The sequence below is a fragment of the Kutzneria kofuensis genome (assembly GCF_014203355.1).
GTDB classification, from domain to species: domain Bacteria; phylum Actinomycetota; class Actinomycetes; order Mycobacteriales; family Pseudonocardiaceae; genus Kutzneria; species Kutzneria kofuensis.
Window position 1 is genome coordinate 221,605 of record NZ_JACHIR010000003.1, and the last position, 14,645, is coordinate 236,249.

The 14,645-nt window shown below is 70.2% G+C and carries 15 protein-coding genes; 5 read left to right on the forward strand and 10 right to left on the reverse strand.

Features of this window, described 5'->3' with window-relative positions:
• The first annotated feature begins 58 nt into the window (after positions 1 to 58).
• The 3 genes from BJ998_RS43245 to BJ998_RS43255 all read left to right on the forward strand — a co-directional run bounded on the left by BJ998_RS43245 (position 59) and on the right by BJ998_RS43255 (position 2,271).
• A complete protein-coding gene (locus tag BJ998_RS43245) occupies positions 59 to 1,186 on the forward strand; it encodes a hypothetical protein (RefSeq protein WP_184869971.1) in 1,128 nt (375 codons plus the stop codon).
• A 90-nt stretch (positions 1,187 to 1,276) separates the two neighbouring features.
• On the forward strand, positions 1,277 to 1,654 hold the full coding sequence (locus BJ998_RS43250) for a nuclear transport factor 2 family protein (RefSeq protein WP_184869972.1): 378 nt from the start codon (positions 1,277 to 1,279) through the stop codon (positions 1,652 to 1,654).
• Between the two features lie 80 nt (positions 1,655 to 1,734).
• Positions 1,735 to 2,271, forward strand: coding sequence for a M15 family metallopeptidase (locus BJ998_RS43255; RefSeq protein WP_184869973.1), 537 nt, complete (start codon positions 1,735 to 1,737; stop codon positions 2,269 to 2,271).
• 80 nt (positions 2,272 to 2,351) lie between these two features.
• Here BJ998_RS43255 and BJ998_RS43260 read toward each other — a convergent pair whose 3' ends face one another.
• The 7 genes from BJ998_RS43260 to BJ998_RS43290 form a co-directional block, all read right to left on the reverse strand.
• Complete coding sequence (locus BJ998_RS43260; RefSeq protein WP_184869974.1) at positions 2,352 to 3,113, reverse strand: NPP1 family protein; 762 nt, start codon at positions 3,111 to 3,113, stop codon at positions 2,352 to 2,354.
• A 120-nt stretch (positions 3,114 to 3,233) separates the two neighbouring features.
• The gene (locus BJ998_RS43265) at positions 3,234 to 5,327 is read right to left on the reverse strand and encodes a (Fe-S)-binding protein (RefSeq protein ID WP_184869975.1); all 2,094 of its coding nucleotides are present in this window, start codon (positions 5,325 to 5,327) and stop codon (positions 3,234 to 3,236) included.
• 6 nt (positions 5,328 to 5,333) lie between these two features.
• Positions 5,334 to 5,687 (reverse strand): hypothetical protein, encoded by a 354-nt coding sequence (locus BJ998_RS43270; protein ID WP_184869976.1) that lies wholly within the window; start codon positions 5,685 to 5,687, stop codon positions 5,334 to 5,336.
• Positions 5,688 to 5,875: 188 nt separating this feature from the next.
• Positions 5,876 to 6,325 carry a peroxiredoxin gene (locus BJ998_RS43275; RefSeq protein ID WP_184869977.1) on the reverse strand — a complete coding sequence of 150 codons (450 nt, stop codon included), beginning with the start codon at positions 6,323 to 6,325 and terminating at the stop codon, positions 5,876 to 5,878.
• Entirely contained in the window at positions 6,322 to 7,041 is a 720-nt protein-coding gene (locus BJ998_RS43280; protein ID WP_184870288.1) for a DUF1295 domain-containing protein, read from the reverse strand. The genes BJ998_RS43275 and BJ998_RS43280 overlap by 4 nt, the downstream gene beginning before the upstream one ends.
• Positions 7,042 to 7,097: 56 nt before the next feature.
• Positions 7,098 to 8,384 carry a class I SAM-dependent methyltransferase gene (locus BJ998_RS43285; RefSeq protein ID WP_312890663.1) on the reverse strand — a complete coding sequence of 429 codons (1,287 nt, stop codon included), beginning with the start codon at positions 8,382 to 8,384 and terminating at the stop codon, positions 7,098 to 7,100.
• A 63-nt stretch (positions 8,385 to 8,447) separates the two neighbouring features.
• Entirely contained in the window at positions 8,448 to 8,921 is a 474-nt protein-coding gene (locus BJ998_RS43290) for a MarR family winged helix-turn-helix transcriptional regulator (RefSeq protein ID WP_184869979.1), read from the reverse strand.
• Positions 8,922 to 9,001: 80 nt separating this feature from the next.
• Between BJ998_RS43290 and BJ998_RS43295 the strand changes: the two genes are divergently transcribed.
• Positions 9,002 to 10,357, forward strand: a complete 1,356-nt coding sequence (locus BJ998_RS43295; protein WP_221339626.1) for an MFS transporter — start codon at positions 9,002 to 9,004, stop codon at positions 10,355 to 10,357.
• A 61-nt stretch (positions 10,358 to 10,418) separates the two neighbouring features.
• Positions 10,419 to 11,522 (forward strand): sugar ABC transporter substrate-binding protein, encoded by a 1,104-nt coding sequence (locus tag BJ998_RS43300; protein ID WP_184869980.1) that lies wholly within the window; start codon positions 10,419 to 10,421, stop codon positions 11,520 to 11,522.
• On the opposite strand, the gene BJ998_RS43305 is transcribed toward BJ998_RS43300, so the two are convergent.
• From BJ998_RS43305 to BJ998_RS43315, 3 genes are all read right to left on the reverse strand, one after another.
• Complete coding sequence (locus BJ998_RS43305; protein WP_184869981.1) at positions 11,497 to 12,615, reverse strand: XdhC family protein; 1,119 nt, start codon at positions 12,613 to 12,615, stop codon at positions 11,497 to 11,499. The genes BJ998_RS43300 and BJ998_RS43305 overlap by 26 nt on opposite strands.
• Positions 12,612 to 14,033, reverse strand: coding sequence for an NCS2 family permease (locus BJ998_RS43310; protein WP_184869982.1), 1,422 nt, complete (start codon positions 14,031 to 14,033; stop codon positions 12,612 to 12,614). Before BJ998_RS43310 ends, BJ998_RS43305 begins: the two co-directional genes overlap by 4 nt.
• A gap of 106 nt (positions 14,034 to 14,139) precedes the next feature.
• Entirely contained in the window at positions 14,140 to 14,622 is a 483-nt protein-coding gene (locus BJ998_RS43315; protein WP_184869983.1) for a nucleoside deaminase, read from the reverse strand.
• Between the last annotated feature and the right edge of the window lie 23 nt (positions 14,623 to 14,645).

Sequence of the window (14,645 nt, forward strand, 5' to 3'; positions counted from 1 at the left end):
CGATCACGGTTGGGCATCTCCGGACCCGTGACCGGTGACGCGCTGCTGTGATCACGGCATGCGGGGCATGGTGTTGTGGGCGGCGCTCGGCGCGGCGGTCGTGTTTGCAGGGGCCTGGTTCCTGCCGTGGATGGGGGACACTCCGCCGTTTCCGCTCATCGGTCACGGCATGACCGGAGCCGGGTTCATCTTCGACACGCCCCCGGGCCCAGGGACCGGCCTGGAGATAGTGCTGTTCGGCCTGCTCGGGCTGGCGGCGTTCGTCGCCGCCTTCCTGACCGCGCCGGTGGGTTCGGTGATCATCGCGCTGCTGGCCGACATCACCGGAGTCCACCTGGCGCTTCGGGACCACCCCGGGCTGTCGTCGGGGCCGGGTACGGTGATCGCCATCATGGCGATCACCGTGCTGGCCGCGACCCAGGTGGTCGTGATCTGGCCGGCGGCCAGGAAGTCGGCGATCGTGGCCGTGGCGCTCGCGACGGTGGCGGGCGTGGGCGGATCGGTGCTCGTCACCGCACGGGATGTGGACGCCACGACGTCCACTGCGCTGAGCGCCGTCACGGTCAAGGAGCAGCACGGGCCGCTCAGCGGCATCACCGCCGTCGACGCCAAGAACGGCGCGGAACGCTGGCACCACTGGGAACGCGACTGGACCGACGCCCAGGCCGGTCTCAGTCCGGACGGCGCCACCGCCTATCTGGCAGTGGACAAGACCACCGGCCGGTACGCGCTGGCCTTCGCCGCCGCCACCGGCAAGCTGCTCTGGCAGAAGGAACTGCGTGCCGACCCCTGGTACTGGCCGGCTTCGAGGCCCACCGCCCCCGGGGTGACCGATGAGGACCCGTGGCTGCTGATCGGGCCGGGCCTGGTCCACCACACTGGACTCAACCAGCTCCGGTACCTCGACGCCGACGGCCGGGAGGGGACGATTCGGCTGGACGCCCGCTGTGCCGGCGTGCTCGGCGCCGGCGGGGTGCGGCGGCTGTACCTGGTGGAGATGTGCGGCGATGCCGTCGGGGTGCTCGCCACCGACCGGAACGCCACCCAGCTGTGGTCCGCCATGCCGTTTCAGTCGGTGGCCGACGCTTTCCGGGCCACAGTGGACGATCACGGCGACACGATCACCATTGGCGTCAACGATCGCACCGCGACGCTGGACGCCGGCACCGGACGGGTCACCGGGTGAAGGGCTCGCCACCCCACCGTACCGACGCGATCCTGCGGTTTGCTGCGGAACGGCTCGTTCCGCCGCCGGAGTGATGGCAGGATTGCCGGCGTGTCGAACAAGAGCGTCGTCGAGACGTACATCGAGGGCTTCCGCCGCACCGATCACGCCATGATCCTCGGCTGCCTGGCCGACGACGTGGAGTGGGTGCTGCACGGGTACAAGACGCTGCGGGGCAAGGCCGCCTTCGACGGCGAGATCGAGAACGACGCCGCCGAGGGCAGCCCGACCCTCGTGATCGACAAGCTCGTGGAGGAGGACGACACCGTCGTCGCCGTCGGCCACGGCACCTTCACCCTCAAGGCCGCCGGTCCGGTCGACTTCGTGTTCAGCGAGGTGTTCACGTTCGTGGACGGCCTGGTGTCGCGACTGGAGACCTACCACATCAACCTGGGCGGCGTCGGCAGCCTGGGTGAGACCGTGGTATGACGCCGGATCAGCTGCTGGGATGACGTCCGCGCAGGTCGAGGCTTCCTAGTCTTTCGGTATCGACCGAAAGAGGACCCACCATGGACGTCTACCGGCTGGCCACGATCGGCCTGGCGGCGTTTCGGCTGCCGCTGGACGCGCTCGCCGGGCGGTGGCGTCCGTCGGAACGGGCCAGTGAATGGGCCCTGGGCCTTCGCTTCCCGCACGAGGACCTCTCCGGCTTGGACCTCGGCGCCCGGGTGGCCTTCGCCGCCGCCCGGTCCGAGGCCTTGTGGCGGCACGGCATCGTCATCGGCCTCACCTCCGGCGGGCGGTCCTTCGCCGAGCAGCAACGCCTCTTCGACGAGGCCGTGTCGCAGTACGGCAGCGAATCCGCCGCGCGCCAATGGGTTCTCCCGCCCGCCGAGTCCCTCCACACCCAGGGCCGCGCCCTCGACATCCGCCCCCGTGAAGGCGCCCGCTGGCTCGAAACCCACGGCCACCGCTACGGCCTTTACCGCACCTACGCCAACGAGTGGTGGCACTTCGAACACTGGCCCGAGTACATCGGCACCAGCTCCCGCCCACCCCTGCGCGCCGACCCCCGCGAGTCCCGCCCAGCGTCACACCGAATGTAGGTTCCGGGCGGCCGGGTGACTTGCCGACGTCAAGGCGACGGCTCGCCATCCCGGAAGATGGCGAGCCGCTCAGCAGCTGCTCAGCCGTTGGGGTTGAAGGGGATGCCGGTGGGCATCGAGTGTTCGAGGCCGTAGTGGAAGTTGGCGTCGTTGATCTTGATGGTGGCCTCGCCGAAGTTGGCGCTCATCAGCTTGTCCCGCAGGCCGGCGGGATAGCCGTTCCAGCCGACCAGCCGCGGGTAGAACCAGCCGTGGGTGTAGTTCTCCGGCGGTTCGTCGTTGCCGTTGGCCAGCCGGAAGAAGTGCGTGCTGGCGCCGTCCTTGTGGTAGACGACCTTGGGGTGCGAGCCGTCGAAGCGGACCTGGGACCGCGGGTACCACTTCCAGTCGCTGTGCTGCGAGGTGGACACGTACTCGACCTGGTTGCTGGCGATGTTGATCCACACCACCACGTGCTCCCAGTCATGGGTGTGGCCGATCGCGAGCGGGCCGAGAGTGGCCTGGTCCTTCTCGAAGTAGCTGGCGTACATGACCGCGCACCAGCCGTTGTTGCAGAGCTCACGGGAGTACGTGTTCGAGTTCTGTAACTGGGCCGGGTCGTGGCAGTGCCCGTTGACGTCGCCCCCGAGCTTGAGCCCGGGGTTGAGGGTGCCGTCCGATCCGATGGCGGCGGTCGCGTAGCAACCGTCGCCGTCGTAGTCGTAGGCGGGGGAGAAGGACTGTTCCCACCCGTCCGCGTTCTGCGGCAGCGGGCTGAGGATGGCGGCATCGGCAGGGCTTGGCAGGGACAAGGTCAGCACCGCGGCGCCGAACGCGGCCGCCAGTGCGGACAGTTTGCGCACATCCACTCCTTGGGTGTGTCGGGCGGCGGCGGGAGAACTATGGCCGAGATCGGCAGGGGCGATCAAGGCAACAGGCGTGAACTCCCTTGTGTTCCAAGGGAGTTCACGCAGCCGTCAGAATCAGGCGGTGGTGTCCCGGGATCGGTGCACGGCGTCCAGCAGCAGCTGCGACACGTCCCGCACGGACACGTTGCCGCCCACGTCCTCGCTCTGCCGCTGCACGAGACCGTCAGTGATCATCACCCGGCAGAACGGACACGCGGTGGCGATGGTCTCCGCGCCGGTGGCGATGGCCTCGTCGACCCGCTCCAGGTTGATGCGCTTGCCGATCCGCTCCTCCATCCACATCCGCGCACCGCCGGCGCCGCAGCACATGGACCGGTCGCCGTGCCGAGGCATCTCGGTCAGGGGAGCGCCGGCCGCGGCGGCGAGTTCGCGCGGCGGCTCGTAGACCTTGTTGTGCCGCCCCAGATAACACGGGTCGTGGAACGTGATCGGCTGCGCCGACCCGCCGGCCGGCTGGATCGGGGTGAGCTTCTTCTCGCGCACCAACCGGTTCAGCAGCTGGGTGTGGTGCACGACCTCGTAGTTGCCGTCCAACTGCGGGTATTCCCGGCCGAGGGTGTTCATGCAGTGCGGACAGGTGGTGACGATCTTGCGACGGCCGGGTTCACGCTCGCCGAAGGTCTCGTTGAGCAGCCCGGCGGTCTCCTGGGCCAGCATCTGGAACAGGAACTCGTTGCCGGAGCGGCGGGCCGGGTCGCCGGTGCAGCGCTCGCGGTTGCCCAGCACGCCGTAGTTCACGCCGGCGATGTGCAGCAGCTCGGCGGTCGCCTGCACGGTCCTGCGGGCCTGGTCGTCGAACGCGCCGGCGCAGCCGACCCAGAACAGGTACTCGACGTCGTCGGGCAGCTCTCCGGAGATCACCGGCACCTCGAAGTCGAGGTCCTTGGCCCAGTCCAGCCGCGCGGAGTTGTTCTGCCCCCAGGGGTTGCCCTTGTTCTCCAGGCCACGGAACAGCGCGCCCAGCTCGGTCGGGAACTCCGACTCGATCATCACCTGGTAGCGCCGCATGTCCACGATGTGGTCGATGTGCTCGATGTCCACCGGGCACTGGTCGACGCACGCGCCGCAGGTGGTGCACGACCACAGCACGTCCGGCTCGATCACGCCGCCCTCGGCGACCAGCTGGATGGGGTCGCTCTCCTGCTGCCCCAGCACGTACGGCGCGCGGTCGAACAGGTGGTCCCGCAGGTCCATGATGACCATCTTGGGGGACAACGGCTTCCCGGTGTTCCAGGCCGGGCACTGGGACTGGCAGCGCCCGCACTCGGTGCACGTGGCGAAGTCGAGCATGCCCTTCCAGGTGAAGTCCTCGATCTTGCCGCGGCCGAAGATGTCGTCGTCGCCGGGATCGGTGAAGTCCACCGGCTTGCCGCCGGACTCGACCGGCAGCAGCGGCCCGAGCGCGTTGGGCAGCCGCTTGGTCGACACGTTCAGCGGCGCCACGAAGATGTGCAGGTGCTTGGAATGCACCACCAGCACCAGGAAGCCCATGATCACGGCGATGTTGGCCAGCAGGAACACCGTCTCGATCACGGCGTTCACAGTCGTGCCCAGGGGCGCCAGCGCGTGCGCGATGAGCCAGGTGGCGAACGGCCAACCGCTGTCGCCGAACGGGAAGTTGCCGGTGTTGTACTGCCCCGCCCGGTACAGCAGCAGCGTCACCATCACGCCGGCGATCATCGCCAGCACCAGCCACGCCGGGCCGGTGTGCGAGCCGTAGAACCGGGAGGCGCGCTCCTTGCGTTCGGGCGCGTTGCGCACGCGGATCACGGCGAAGGTGGCCAGCGCCACCAGCACGGCGACGGTGAAGAAGTCCTCCAGGAAGCCCAGCCAGGGTTGCCGGCCGATCCACCAGAACGCGAAGTCCCGCTCGAACAGCGCGCCCCACGCCTCGACGATGGTGAACAGCAGGATGACGAAGCCCCAGAAGGTGAAGAAGTGGGCCAGGCCCGGCACCGACCACTTGAGCAGCTTGCGCTGGCCGAACACCTCACGCAGCTGGGCGCCGACGCGGGCGCCGAGCCGGTCGGTGCGGCCCGAGGCGGGCTGCCCGGACCGGATGAGGTTGGCCAGCCAGAGCACGCGGCGACCGGCGAGCGCCAGGCCGACCACCGTGATCAGCAGACCGAGGACGAGACGAACGATCACCAGGGCTCAGCTCCACTCCGGTCGGAACCAGCCGGCGTAGTACCGGCATGCCTTGCACGCGTAGCGCATCTTCCGCACCCGCCAGTGCCGCTGGTACAGCTCGAAGCCGCGCCAGGGCGCGCTGTGCAGGCCGAGCTGGTCGTAGTGCCGCAACGACGAGCTCGTGTCGCCCTCGAACTGCTCGGTGGCCCAGCCCAGGTGGGCCCGGCGCAGCGCGACGCCGCAGTCGGGCAGCAGGTGCTGGTTGCAAAACCGGTGCAACAGCACCAGGTCGGGCAGGCCGCGGCCGGACGGGCTGTTGTCGAGGTAGTCGACGACGACGTGGCCGGGATGGAACTCGGCGACGTCGTCGACGAGCACGGGTAGTCCACAGTAGACGCACGGGTGCCGAAAGCCCCGCTGAGCCGCAGACGCCGTTGTGATCAAGGCCACAGACCGGAGGTTACTGGTGAGTTGTGACCGGCGCTACTCCCATCCGTATGGCGATGATCGAGAACGGAGCGGCCGTCCGGCCGCTCCGATTGCTCCGTAAGGGTCAACCTGCCTGCTCAGAGGGCGCGCAGGGCCTCCAGCGCCTTGTCGGCGTGTACGGCCATCCGCAGCTCGCTCTTGATGGACGTGATCAGCCGGCCGTCGGCGCCGATGACAAAGGTCTGCCGGCGGGTCAGCAGCGGCCCGAACTTGCGCCGCACCCCGAACTGCGTCGCGACCACGCCGTCCGGGTCGGACAGCAGGGGATAGTCGAACGAGTTGATCGCCGAGAACTCGCGCTGCTTGCCCACGGCGTCGGGGGAGATGCCGACGCGCTGCGCGCCGACGGCCTCGAACTCCGCGCCGAGGTCCCGGAAGTGGCAGCTCTCGGCCGTGCAGCCGCCGGTCATCGCGGCCGGGTAGAAGAACAGCACGACCGGCCCCTTGGCCAGGAACTCGGACAGTCGCCGGGGCTCGCCGTGGTCGTCGAGCAGCTCGAAGTCCGCGACCACGTCGCCGTTGTTCATCGGGTTCCCTCCGGTTTCGGCGGCAGCGGGAAGAACCCGCTGGTCCGCTGCACGTACTCGGCGTAGCCGGGCCTGCCGGCCATGGCCCGCTCGGTCATCGCCTTGCCGGTGCCCCTGGTCAGGAAGAACGTCATGACCAGCGGCGACAGCACGGTCAGCGCGCCGATCCAGTGCTGGCAGGCCACGAGGTAGAGACCCCACCACACGCAGGCGTCGCCGAAATAGTTGGGGTGGCGGGTGTAGCGCCACAGGCCGCGGTCCATGATCCGACCCTTGTTCGCGGGGTCGGCCTTGAACCGGGACAGCTGCCAGTCGCCCACCGACTCGAACCCGATGCCGACGGCCCACACGACCACGCCGAGCCAGGTCAGCGGCCCCGGCGAGGTCTCGTACTGGGCCGCCTGCACCGGCCAGGACACGAACCACATGATCACGCCCTGGACCAGGTAGATCTTCCGGAAGGCGTACCAGTGCGGGTTGCCGGTGACCCGCTTCATCAGCGCCACGTACCGCGGATCCTCGGGCCGGCGGCCGTTGCGCAGCTGGATGTAGACGGCCAGCCGCACTCCCCAGGCCACGGTCAGCGCCGTCACCAGCCAGCCCGAGCCGGAGACGATCAGGCCGACCACGGCGATCACCGCGAAGCCCAGGCCCCACACGGTGTCGACGCCGTCGTGTCGACCTCGGGCGATGGCCACGCCCAGCGCGATCAGCATCACCACCAGCACGGCACCGGCGGTGATGCGCAGGTTGACGAGCAGCCCGGCCAGGTTCACGCGGCGACCTCCCAGTTGCGGCGGGTCCGGGGCATGCCGCTGCGGCCGGACGTCGTGGGCCGGACGGCGAGGATCTGGTCCACACCCATCCGGTTCTCCTGGAACGCCAGCGCGCCGCCGGCCAGGTACAGCCGCCACACCCGCAGCTGCCCCTCGCCGACCAGCGCCGTCAGCTCCGCGGCTCGCTCCTCCAGCGTCCGCGCCCAGGCGTCGACGGTCCAGACGTAGTGCTCCCGCATCGCCTCGACGTCCCGAACCTCGAGACCGGCCCGCTCCAGCATGGCGATGGTCTCGCCGACCGGTCGCATGTGCATGTCGGGGGCCACGTAGCGCTCGATGAACGCGCCGCCGCCGGGCGCCTTCGGGGCGCTCGCGACCCGTGACATCTGCTGGAGCAACAGCCGCCCCTCGGGCTTGAGCAGCCGGAACAGCTGCGCCGCGTACGTGGGGTAGTTGCCGAGGCCGACGTGCTCGCCCATCTCCACGGTCCCGATGGCGTCGAACCCGTCGTCCCGGACGTCGCGGTAGTCCTGCAGCCGCACCTCGACGCGGTCGGCCAGGCCGCGCTCGGCGATCCGCGCCTGGATGAACTCCCGCTGCTGCGCCGCCAGCGTCACCCCGGTGGCGTGCACGCCGTAGTGGGAGGCGGCGTGCAGGATCAGCGAGCCCCAGCCGCAGCCGACGTCCAGCAGCCGCATCCCGGGCTTCAGGTCGAGCTTCCGGCAGATCAGGTCCAGCTTGTCCCGCTGCGCGTCGGCGACGGTGTAGTCCGGCGCATCGGACGTCCAGTACCCGCAGGAGTAGGCCATGCTCGGGTCGAGCAGCGTCCGGTAGAAGTCGTTGGACAGGTCGTAGTGGTGGGCGATGGCGGCCCGGTCCCGGGCCCTGGTGTGCTCGGTCCCGGCCAGCCGCGCCTCCTCGGGCGGCGGCGCCGGCCGGGGGCCGATCACGCCCAGCCGCAGCGCCTGGCCGACGGCCGTCAGGCGGTCGCCCGGTGTAAGTTTCACCCTGCCGAGGCCCTCGCGGCGGGCCAATCCCCAGAACCTCGACAGCCCGTCCCGGAGATCGCCCTCGACGTCGAGGTCACCGGACACGTAGGCGCGGGCCAGGCCCAGCTCGTCGGGGTCCCAGAGCAGGCGGCGCAGCGCCCGCCGGGAGCGGATCACGACCACGGGGGCGTCGGCGGGGCCGGCCACGCTGCCGTCCCACGCCCGCAGCCGCACCGGCAGCTCGACGCCGAGGAACCGGCGCACCAGCGCCGCCAGGGTCTGGGCGATCGTCACTTCAGGCCCCTTCCGCACAACCGTCACGTCGCGTGTTCGCGCGGGACCGACCGCCCGGTTCGATCAGGGCGTGACGAGGTGGTCCACCAGCAGGTTCAGCGCCGGCAGCGCGTCGGCGACGGCCGCCCGGGCCTGCGGCGGGAGCTTGTCCAGCGCGGCCGAGATCCGGCGCTCGTGGGCCTGCTGCCACTCGGCCAGCTGCTTGCGGCCGGCGTCGGTGAGCGACACGCGGGCCACCCGGCGGTCGGACGGGTCGCTGTCCCGGATCGCCAGCCCGCCCTCGACCAGCTGCTGGACCAGGCCGCTGACGGTGTTCGGGGCGAGCCGCTGCAGCGAGGCCAGCTGGCCGATCTTGGCGGGGGCGTGGTCGGCGAGCGCCATCAGCAGCTCGACCTGCGCCATCGGCAGCGCTTCCCACGGGTAGTCGGTCCGGATGCTGGTGCGCAGGGCGCGGCGCAGTCTGGTGACCACCTCGGTCAGGGTTCGGGCGTCGTTCGCGCTCGACGGGGCCTCGTGCTCGGGCGTGACCTGCGACATCCCCCAAGCGTATCGAGGTGGTGACACTTCCCATATCTGTCGGTCCCAGATTATGTCGGTGACCGAGATAAAATGGGCCGGTGGACACCGCGCTGCTGCGCCGCCTGGGCGTCGAACCGGCTCGTCCCCGCGTCGTCGCCCGCTGGCCGCACGCGCACTGGCTGGCCGTCGCCGCCGTCTGCCTCGGCGCCTTCATGGGGCAGCTCGACGCCAGCATCGTCACGCTCACGTTCCCGGCCCTGAGCAGGGAGTTCGGCGCCTCGCTGGCCGGCGTTCAGTGGGTGTCGCTGAGCTACCTGCTCACGCTGGTCGCCCTGCTGCTGCCGGTCGGCCGACTCGCCGACGCCGTCGGCCGCAAGCTGCTCTACCTCTACGGCTTCGCCGTGTTCACGGTCGCCTCCGCGGCCTGCGGGTTCGCCGACTCGCTGCCGCTGCTGGTCGGGCTGCGCGTGGTGCAGGCCGTCGGCGCGGCCATGCTGCAGGCCAACAGCGTCGCCCTGGTGACGACGAGCTCGCCGCGGCAGTCGATGCGGGCGGCGCTCGGCGTGCAGGCGGCGGCCCAGGCCGTTGGGCTGGCGCTGGGGCCGACCTTGGGTGGCGTTCTGGTGGCGAGCGTCGGGTGGCAGTGGGTGTTCTGGGTGAACGTCCCCATCGGACTGGTCGCGATCGCGGCCGGCCGGTATTTGTTGCCGCGCACCCGGCAGCGCACCGCGATGCGGTCGGTCGACTGGCCGGGCGTCGCCCTTTTGGGCAGTTCCTCGACCGGCCTGTTGCTCGGCCTCTCGGCTCTGTCCGGTTTGGACGCCCCGGTCTGGGCTGTAGTAATGCTTTTCATCGTTGCCGCCGCAACAGGTGTCGGCTTCGTGCTCCGGCAGCGCCGCGCGGCCGAGCCGTTGGTCGACCTGAATTTGTTGCGGGACGGCGTGATCGCCAGTGGTCTGGTCGCGGCGATGCTCGGCTACCTGGTCCTGTTCGGCCCGCTCGTGCTCGTACCGGTACTTGGCGGTTCCGTTGTCCGGGCGGGCTTCGTGCTGACCAGCCTGCCGGTCGGCTTCGCCCTGGCCGCGACCTTCGGCGGCAGCCGCTGGCCGGACCGGCTGCGGGCGCTGGCCGGCGGTCTGGTCTGCGTCGCGGCGCTGATCCCGTTGTGTCTGCTGCCTTTGACGGATCCGGTGCTGGCGATCTCGTTGGCGGCGCTGGGGATCGGGCTGGGCCTGTTCACCCCGGCGAACAACGCCACCGTGATGGCGGCGATCCCGGCCGCCTGCTCCGGCGTCGGCGGTGGCCTGGTGAACATGGCGCGGGGCCTGGGCACCACGCTCGGTGTCGCGTCCGTGACACTGGCGTTGCATGGCCACGGCCCGCGCGCCGCCATGATCGTGTTACTTGTCGCCGCATTCGGACTGGTCGTTGTTTCCCGGCGACAGCCAGCTTGACGGGCGTAAGGCTGAGGGGGTGAACTACCGCATCTCAGCCAACGTAGTGGAGGCATAACGGATGCGCACCGTCGTCGCCGTAGCCGGTTGTGCACTCGTGCTTGTCGCCTCCGCCTGCGGCAGCACCGGTTCCAACAGCGCTGCCACCGGACCCGCGACAAACACCCCCAAGCCCAAGGTGGGCGTGATCCTGCCGGACACGGCCTCGTCAGCCCGTTGGGAGGACTCGGACAAGCCACTGCTCACATCCCAGCTCAGCTTCGCCGGCATCGACCCTGACATCCAGAACGCGCAGGGCGACGAGAAGCGGTTCGCCGAGCTGGCCGACAAGATGATCGCCGAGAAGGTGAACGTGCTCATGATCACGCCGCTGTCCACCGACGGCGGCGCGGCCGTGGAGCGCAAGGCGAAGGCGGCCGGAATTCCGGTCATCGACTACGACCGGATCAGTCTCGGCGGCACCGCCGAGTACTACGTCTCCTTCAACAACATCGCGGTCGGCCAGCTCCAGGCCGACGGCCTGCTGCAGTGCCTGGGCAACAAGTCCGGCGCGTCCATCATCGAGATCGAGGGCGCGTCCACCGACAACAACGCCACCCAGTTCCACGAGGGGCACGAGCAGGTGCTCAAGCCGCGCTACGACTCCGGCAGCCTGCGCCTGGTCGCCAGCAAGTCGATCGACAAGTGGTCGCCGGACATCGCGGCCGCCACCTTCACACAGGTGCTGGACGCCAACGGCGGCCACGTCGACGGCGTGCTGTCGGCCAACGACGGCATGGCCGCGAGCATCGAGGCCGTGCTCAAGCAGCGCAACATCACCGTGCCGGTCACCGGTCAGGACGCCACCCTCGGCGGCCTGCAGGCGGTGCTGCGCGGCACCCAGTGCATGACCGTCTACAAGCCGATCGACATCGAGGCGGAGGCCGCCTCGCGGCTGGCCATCGCCCTCGCGACCGGTCGGCACGGCGACGCGGACGACCTCGCCACGGGCAACACCAAGGACCCGAAGGGCAACCGGGACGTCAAGTCCGTCCTGCTGGGACCACAGTCCATCAGCAAGTTCGACGTGCAGGGCCTGGTCGCCAAGGGCGTGGTCAAGACCAGCGAGCTGTGCGCCGGCGACATGGCCGGTTTCTGCTCTAACGCGGGCATTCCCGTCCAGTAGCGGCGTTGTCGTGACCACGTGAGTGGCTCACTTGGCTTCCGTGGCCAAGTGAGCCACTCACGTGCATCGGGGCGTGAATGGGGCCGGAGCCTCCCGTGAGCGCCAGTCCGCTGCCGCCCCGGCCCAGCGCGACGATCTCCGCGGCGATGGCGACCGCGGTCTCCTCGGGCGTGCTGGCGCCCAGGTCGAGCCCGATCGGGGCGCGGAGCGAGGCCAGCTCACGGTCGGTCAGCCCGACCTCACGCAGGCGTGACAGGCGTTGTGCGTTCGTCCGCCGGGAACCCAGCGCGCCGACGAACGCCAGCGGCCGCCGCAGCGCGTCCGCCAGCAACGGCACGTCGAACTTCTCGTCGTGGGTGAGGACGCAGACCACGGTCCGGCGATCGGTCGGCGTTCGAGCCAGGTACCGGTGCGGCCAGTCCACCACGACCTCGTCGGCGTCGGGGAAGCGGGCTGCCGTGGCGAAGACCGGCCGCGCGTCGCAGACCGTCACGTGATAGCCGAGGAACTTGCCCATGCGCGCCAGCGCGGCCGCGTAGTCGATGGCCCCGAAAACCAGCATCCGCGGCGGCCGCGACCACGGTTCGACGAACAGCTCCAGGCCGCCGTACCCCGGACTTCGGTGATACTGCCGGCCGGTCGTGGTCGCGTGCCTGACCAGCTCGGGGTCGATCACCAGGTCACCGACGATCCGGTCGGCGAACACGGCCATGCCCTTGCCCAGCAACGACTCAGGGCCGCCGATCACCCGGACCAGCACCACCGGCTCCGGATCGGCCAGGGCGGCTTCGATCGCCGGGGTTGCCGGCTGCACGAACACCTCCAACTCGCCGCCGCAGGTGAGGCCGACGGCGAACGCGTCGGCGTCGGAGTAGCCGAAACGTTGCCGCTGCGGCAATCCGGTCGACAGCACCTCCCGCGCCAGCTCGTACACGGCGCCTTCCACGCACCCGCCGGAGACGCTGCCGAACGCCTCGCCGTCCGCGGTGACCGCGAGCGCCGAGCCGAGCCCGCGCGGCGCGCTGCCGCTGACGTCGACCACGCTGGCCACGGCGTACGTGCGCCCGGACAGCGCCTCCGACAGGTCTCTCATCGGGCCAGGGCCTCGATCCCGGCAATGCCGAAGTAGGCGACGAAGATCGCCGCGATGACCGCCACCAGCCAGTGCACCTCGCGCCACTGGCCCTTGCCCAGCTTCACCACCACGTAGCTGACGATGCCCGCGCCGACCCCGTTGGTGATCGAGTACGTGAACGGCACGATCGCCATGGTCAGGAACACCGGGATGGTGAAGTCGCTGTCCTGGAACGGGATCCGCCGGCACTGCGCCATCATGATGCCGCCGATCACCACCAGCGCCGGGGCGGCCGCCTGCGCCGGCACGATGGACGCGATCGGCGTGACGAGCATGGTCGCGCCCAGCAGCGCGCCGGTGACGACGCTGGCCAGCCCGGTGCGGGCGCCCTCGCCGACGCCGGCCGCCGACTCCAGGAACACGGTGTTCGGGGCGGAACCCGTGCCACCGCCGACGACCGCGCCGATGCCGTCGACCAGCAGGATCCGGCCCATGCCGGTGACCTTGCCGTCCTTGGTCATGCCGGCCTCGTGGCAGACGCTGGTGATGGTGCCCATCGCGTCGAAGAACCCCGACAGCACCAGCGTGAACAGGAACACCGTGGCGGTGATCGCCCCGGCGGAGGCGAAGCCGCCGAACAGGTCGACGTGTCCGAACAGGGCGAAGTCGGGCGCGGCGACGAGGGTGGTGGGCAGCTTCGGGGTGACCAGGCCCCAGTCCTGGCCCGGCCACAGCGCGTTGGCGATCACGGCGACGACCGTGGCGACGACGATGCTGATCAGCACCGCCCCGGGCACCGCCCGGGCCATCAGCACGATCATCAGCAGCAGGCCGATCGCGAAGACCACCATCGGCCAGCCGACGAGATGCCCGCCCTCGCCCATCCGCACCGGCACGGCGGAATGGGCGGAATCCGGTGTCCTGGTGACGAACCCGGCGCTGACCAGGCCCACCAGCGCGATGTAGAGGCCGATGCCGACCGAGATCGCCGTCTTCAGCGCCGCCGGGATCGCGTTCATGATGCGTTCCCGGATGCCGGAGACGGCCAGCACGACGATGCAGAGCCCCTCCAGCACGACCAGCCCGAAGGCCTGCGCCCACGTCATGGTCGGGGCCAGCTGGAACGCGACGATGCCGTTCACGCCGAGACCGGCGGCCAGCGCGAGGGGAGCGTTGCCGACCAGTCCCATGAGGACGGTCATGACACCGGCGGCGAGGGCGGTCGCCGTGGTGACCTCGGTGATGGTGAGCCGGGCGCCGGTGATGTCGGCCGAAGCCCCTAATATCAACGGGTTGAGCAACACGATGTAGGCCATCGCGACGAACGTGGTGATGCCGCCGCGAACCTCGCGGGCGACCGTGGTTCCTCGTTCCTTCAGGCGGAAACGTCGGTCCAACAGGGCAGTCGTGGGGCGGCGGTCGCGCAACTGGGTCATGACGTACTCCCATGCCGGTGGGCGCGCGGAATCAGGCCGTCCTCGATGACGGCCTGATTCGCGAACGTTTAAGCGGGGGTGCTCCGGTCAGCACGCGCGGCGAGGATCAGTACTCGACGCGGTCGGTGCGGGAAAGCCACGCGGAGAACGGGGTGGTGTTGTCCGCGGTGGACACTTGCAGCACGGGGACGGGCCAGGTGACCCGGGGCTGCTCGAACAGGTCGTAGAAGGCGCGGTCGTCGAAGCCGGCCGCGGCGGCGTCGTCGCGGTCGGCCGCGAAGACCACCCGGTCCAGCCGGGCCCACAGCGAGGCGGCCAGGCACAGCGGGCACGGCTCGCACGAGGAGAACAGGACGCAGCCGGTCAGCCGGAAGTCACCGACCTGTTGGCACGCCTCGCGAATCGCCACGACTTCGGCGTGCGCGGTCGGGTCCAGCGTCGGCACGACGCGGTTGACGCCGGTGGCGATCAGTTCGTCGCCGCGCACGATGACGGCGCCGAACGGCCCGCCTCCGGTGGCGACGTTGGCGGCCGCCAGCCGAACGGCCTCGTCGAGCCACGCCTGGTCGGTGGTCGCAGCGGTGGTCATCGGGAAGTCTCCTGGGTGTTGGC

Bases quoted from the DNA above. Each gene is read 5' to 3' on its own strand.
- BJ998_RS43245 (WP_184869971.1), top strand. From the start codon at position 59: ATGCGGGGCATGGTGTTGTGGGCGGCGCTCGGCGCGGCGGTCGTGTTT.
- BJ998_RS43255 (WP_184869973.1), top strand. From the start codon at position 1,735: ATGGACGTCTACCGGCTGGCCACGATCGGCCTGGCGGCGTTTCGGCTG.
- BJ998_RS43275 (WP_184869977.1), bottom strand. From the start codon at position 6,325: ATGAACAACGGCGACGTGGTCGCGGACTTCGAGCTGCTCGACGACCAC.
- BJ998_RS43280 (WP_184870288.1), bottom strand. From the start codon at position 7,041: ATGCTGATCGCGCTGGGCGTGGCCATCGCCCGAGGTCGACACGACGGC.
- BJ998_RS43290 (WP_184869979.1), bottom strand. From the start codon at position 8,921: ATGTCGCAGGTCACGCCCGAGCACGAGGCCCCGTCGAGCGCGAACGAC.
- BJ998_RS43300 (WP_184869980.1), top strand. From the start codon at position 10,419: ATGCGCACCGTCGTCGCCGTAGCCGGTTGTGCACTCGTGCTTGTCGCC.
- BJ998_RS43305 (WP_184869981.1), bottom strand. From the start codon at position 12,615: ATGAGAGACCTGTCGGAGGCGCTGTCCGGGCGCACGTACGCCGTGGCC.
- BJ998_RS43310 (WP_184869982.1), bottom strand. From the start codon at position 14,033: ATGACCCAGTTGCGCGACCGCCGCCCCACGACTGCCCTGTTGGACCGA.
- BJ998_RS43315 (WP_184869983.1), bottom strand. From the start codon at position 14,622: ATGACCACCGCTGCGACCACCGACCAGGCGTGGCTCGACGAGGCCGTT.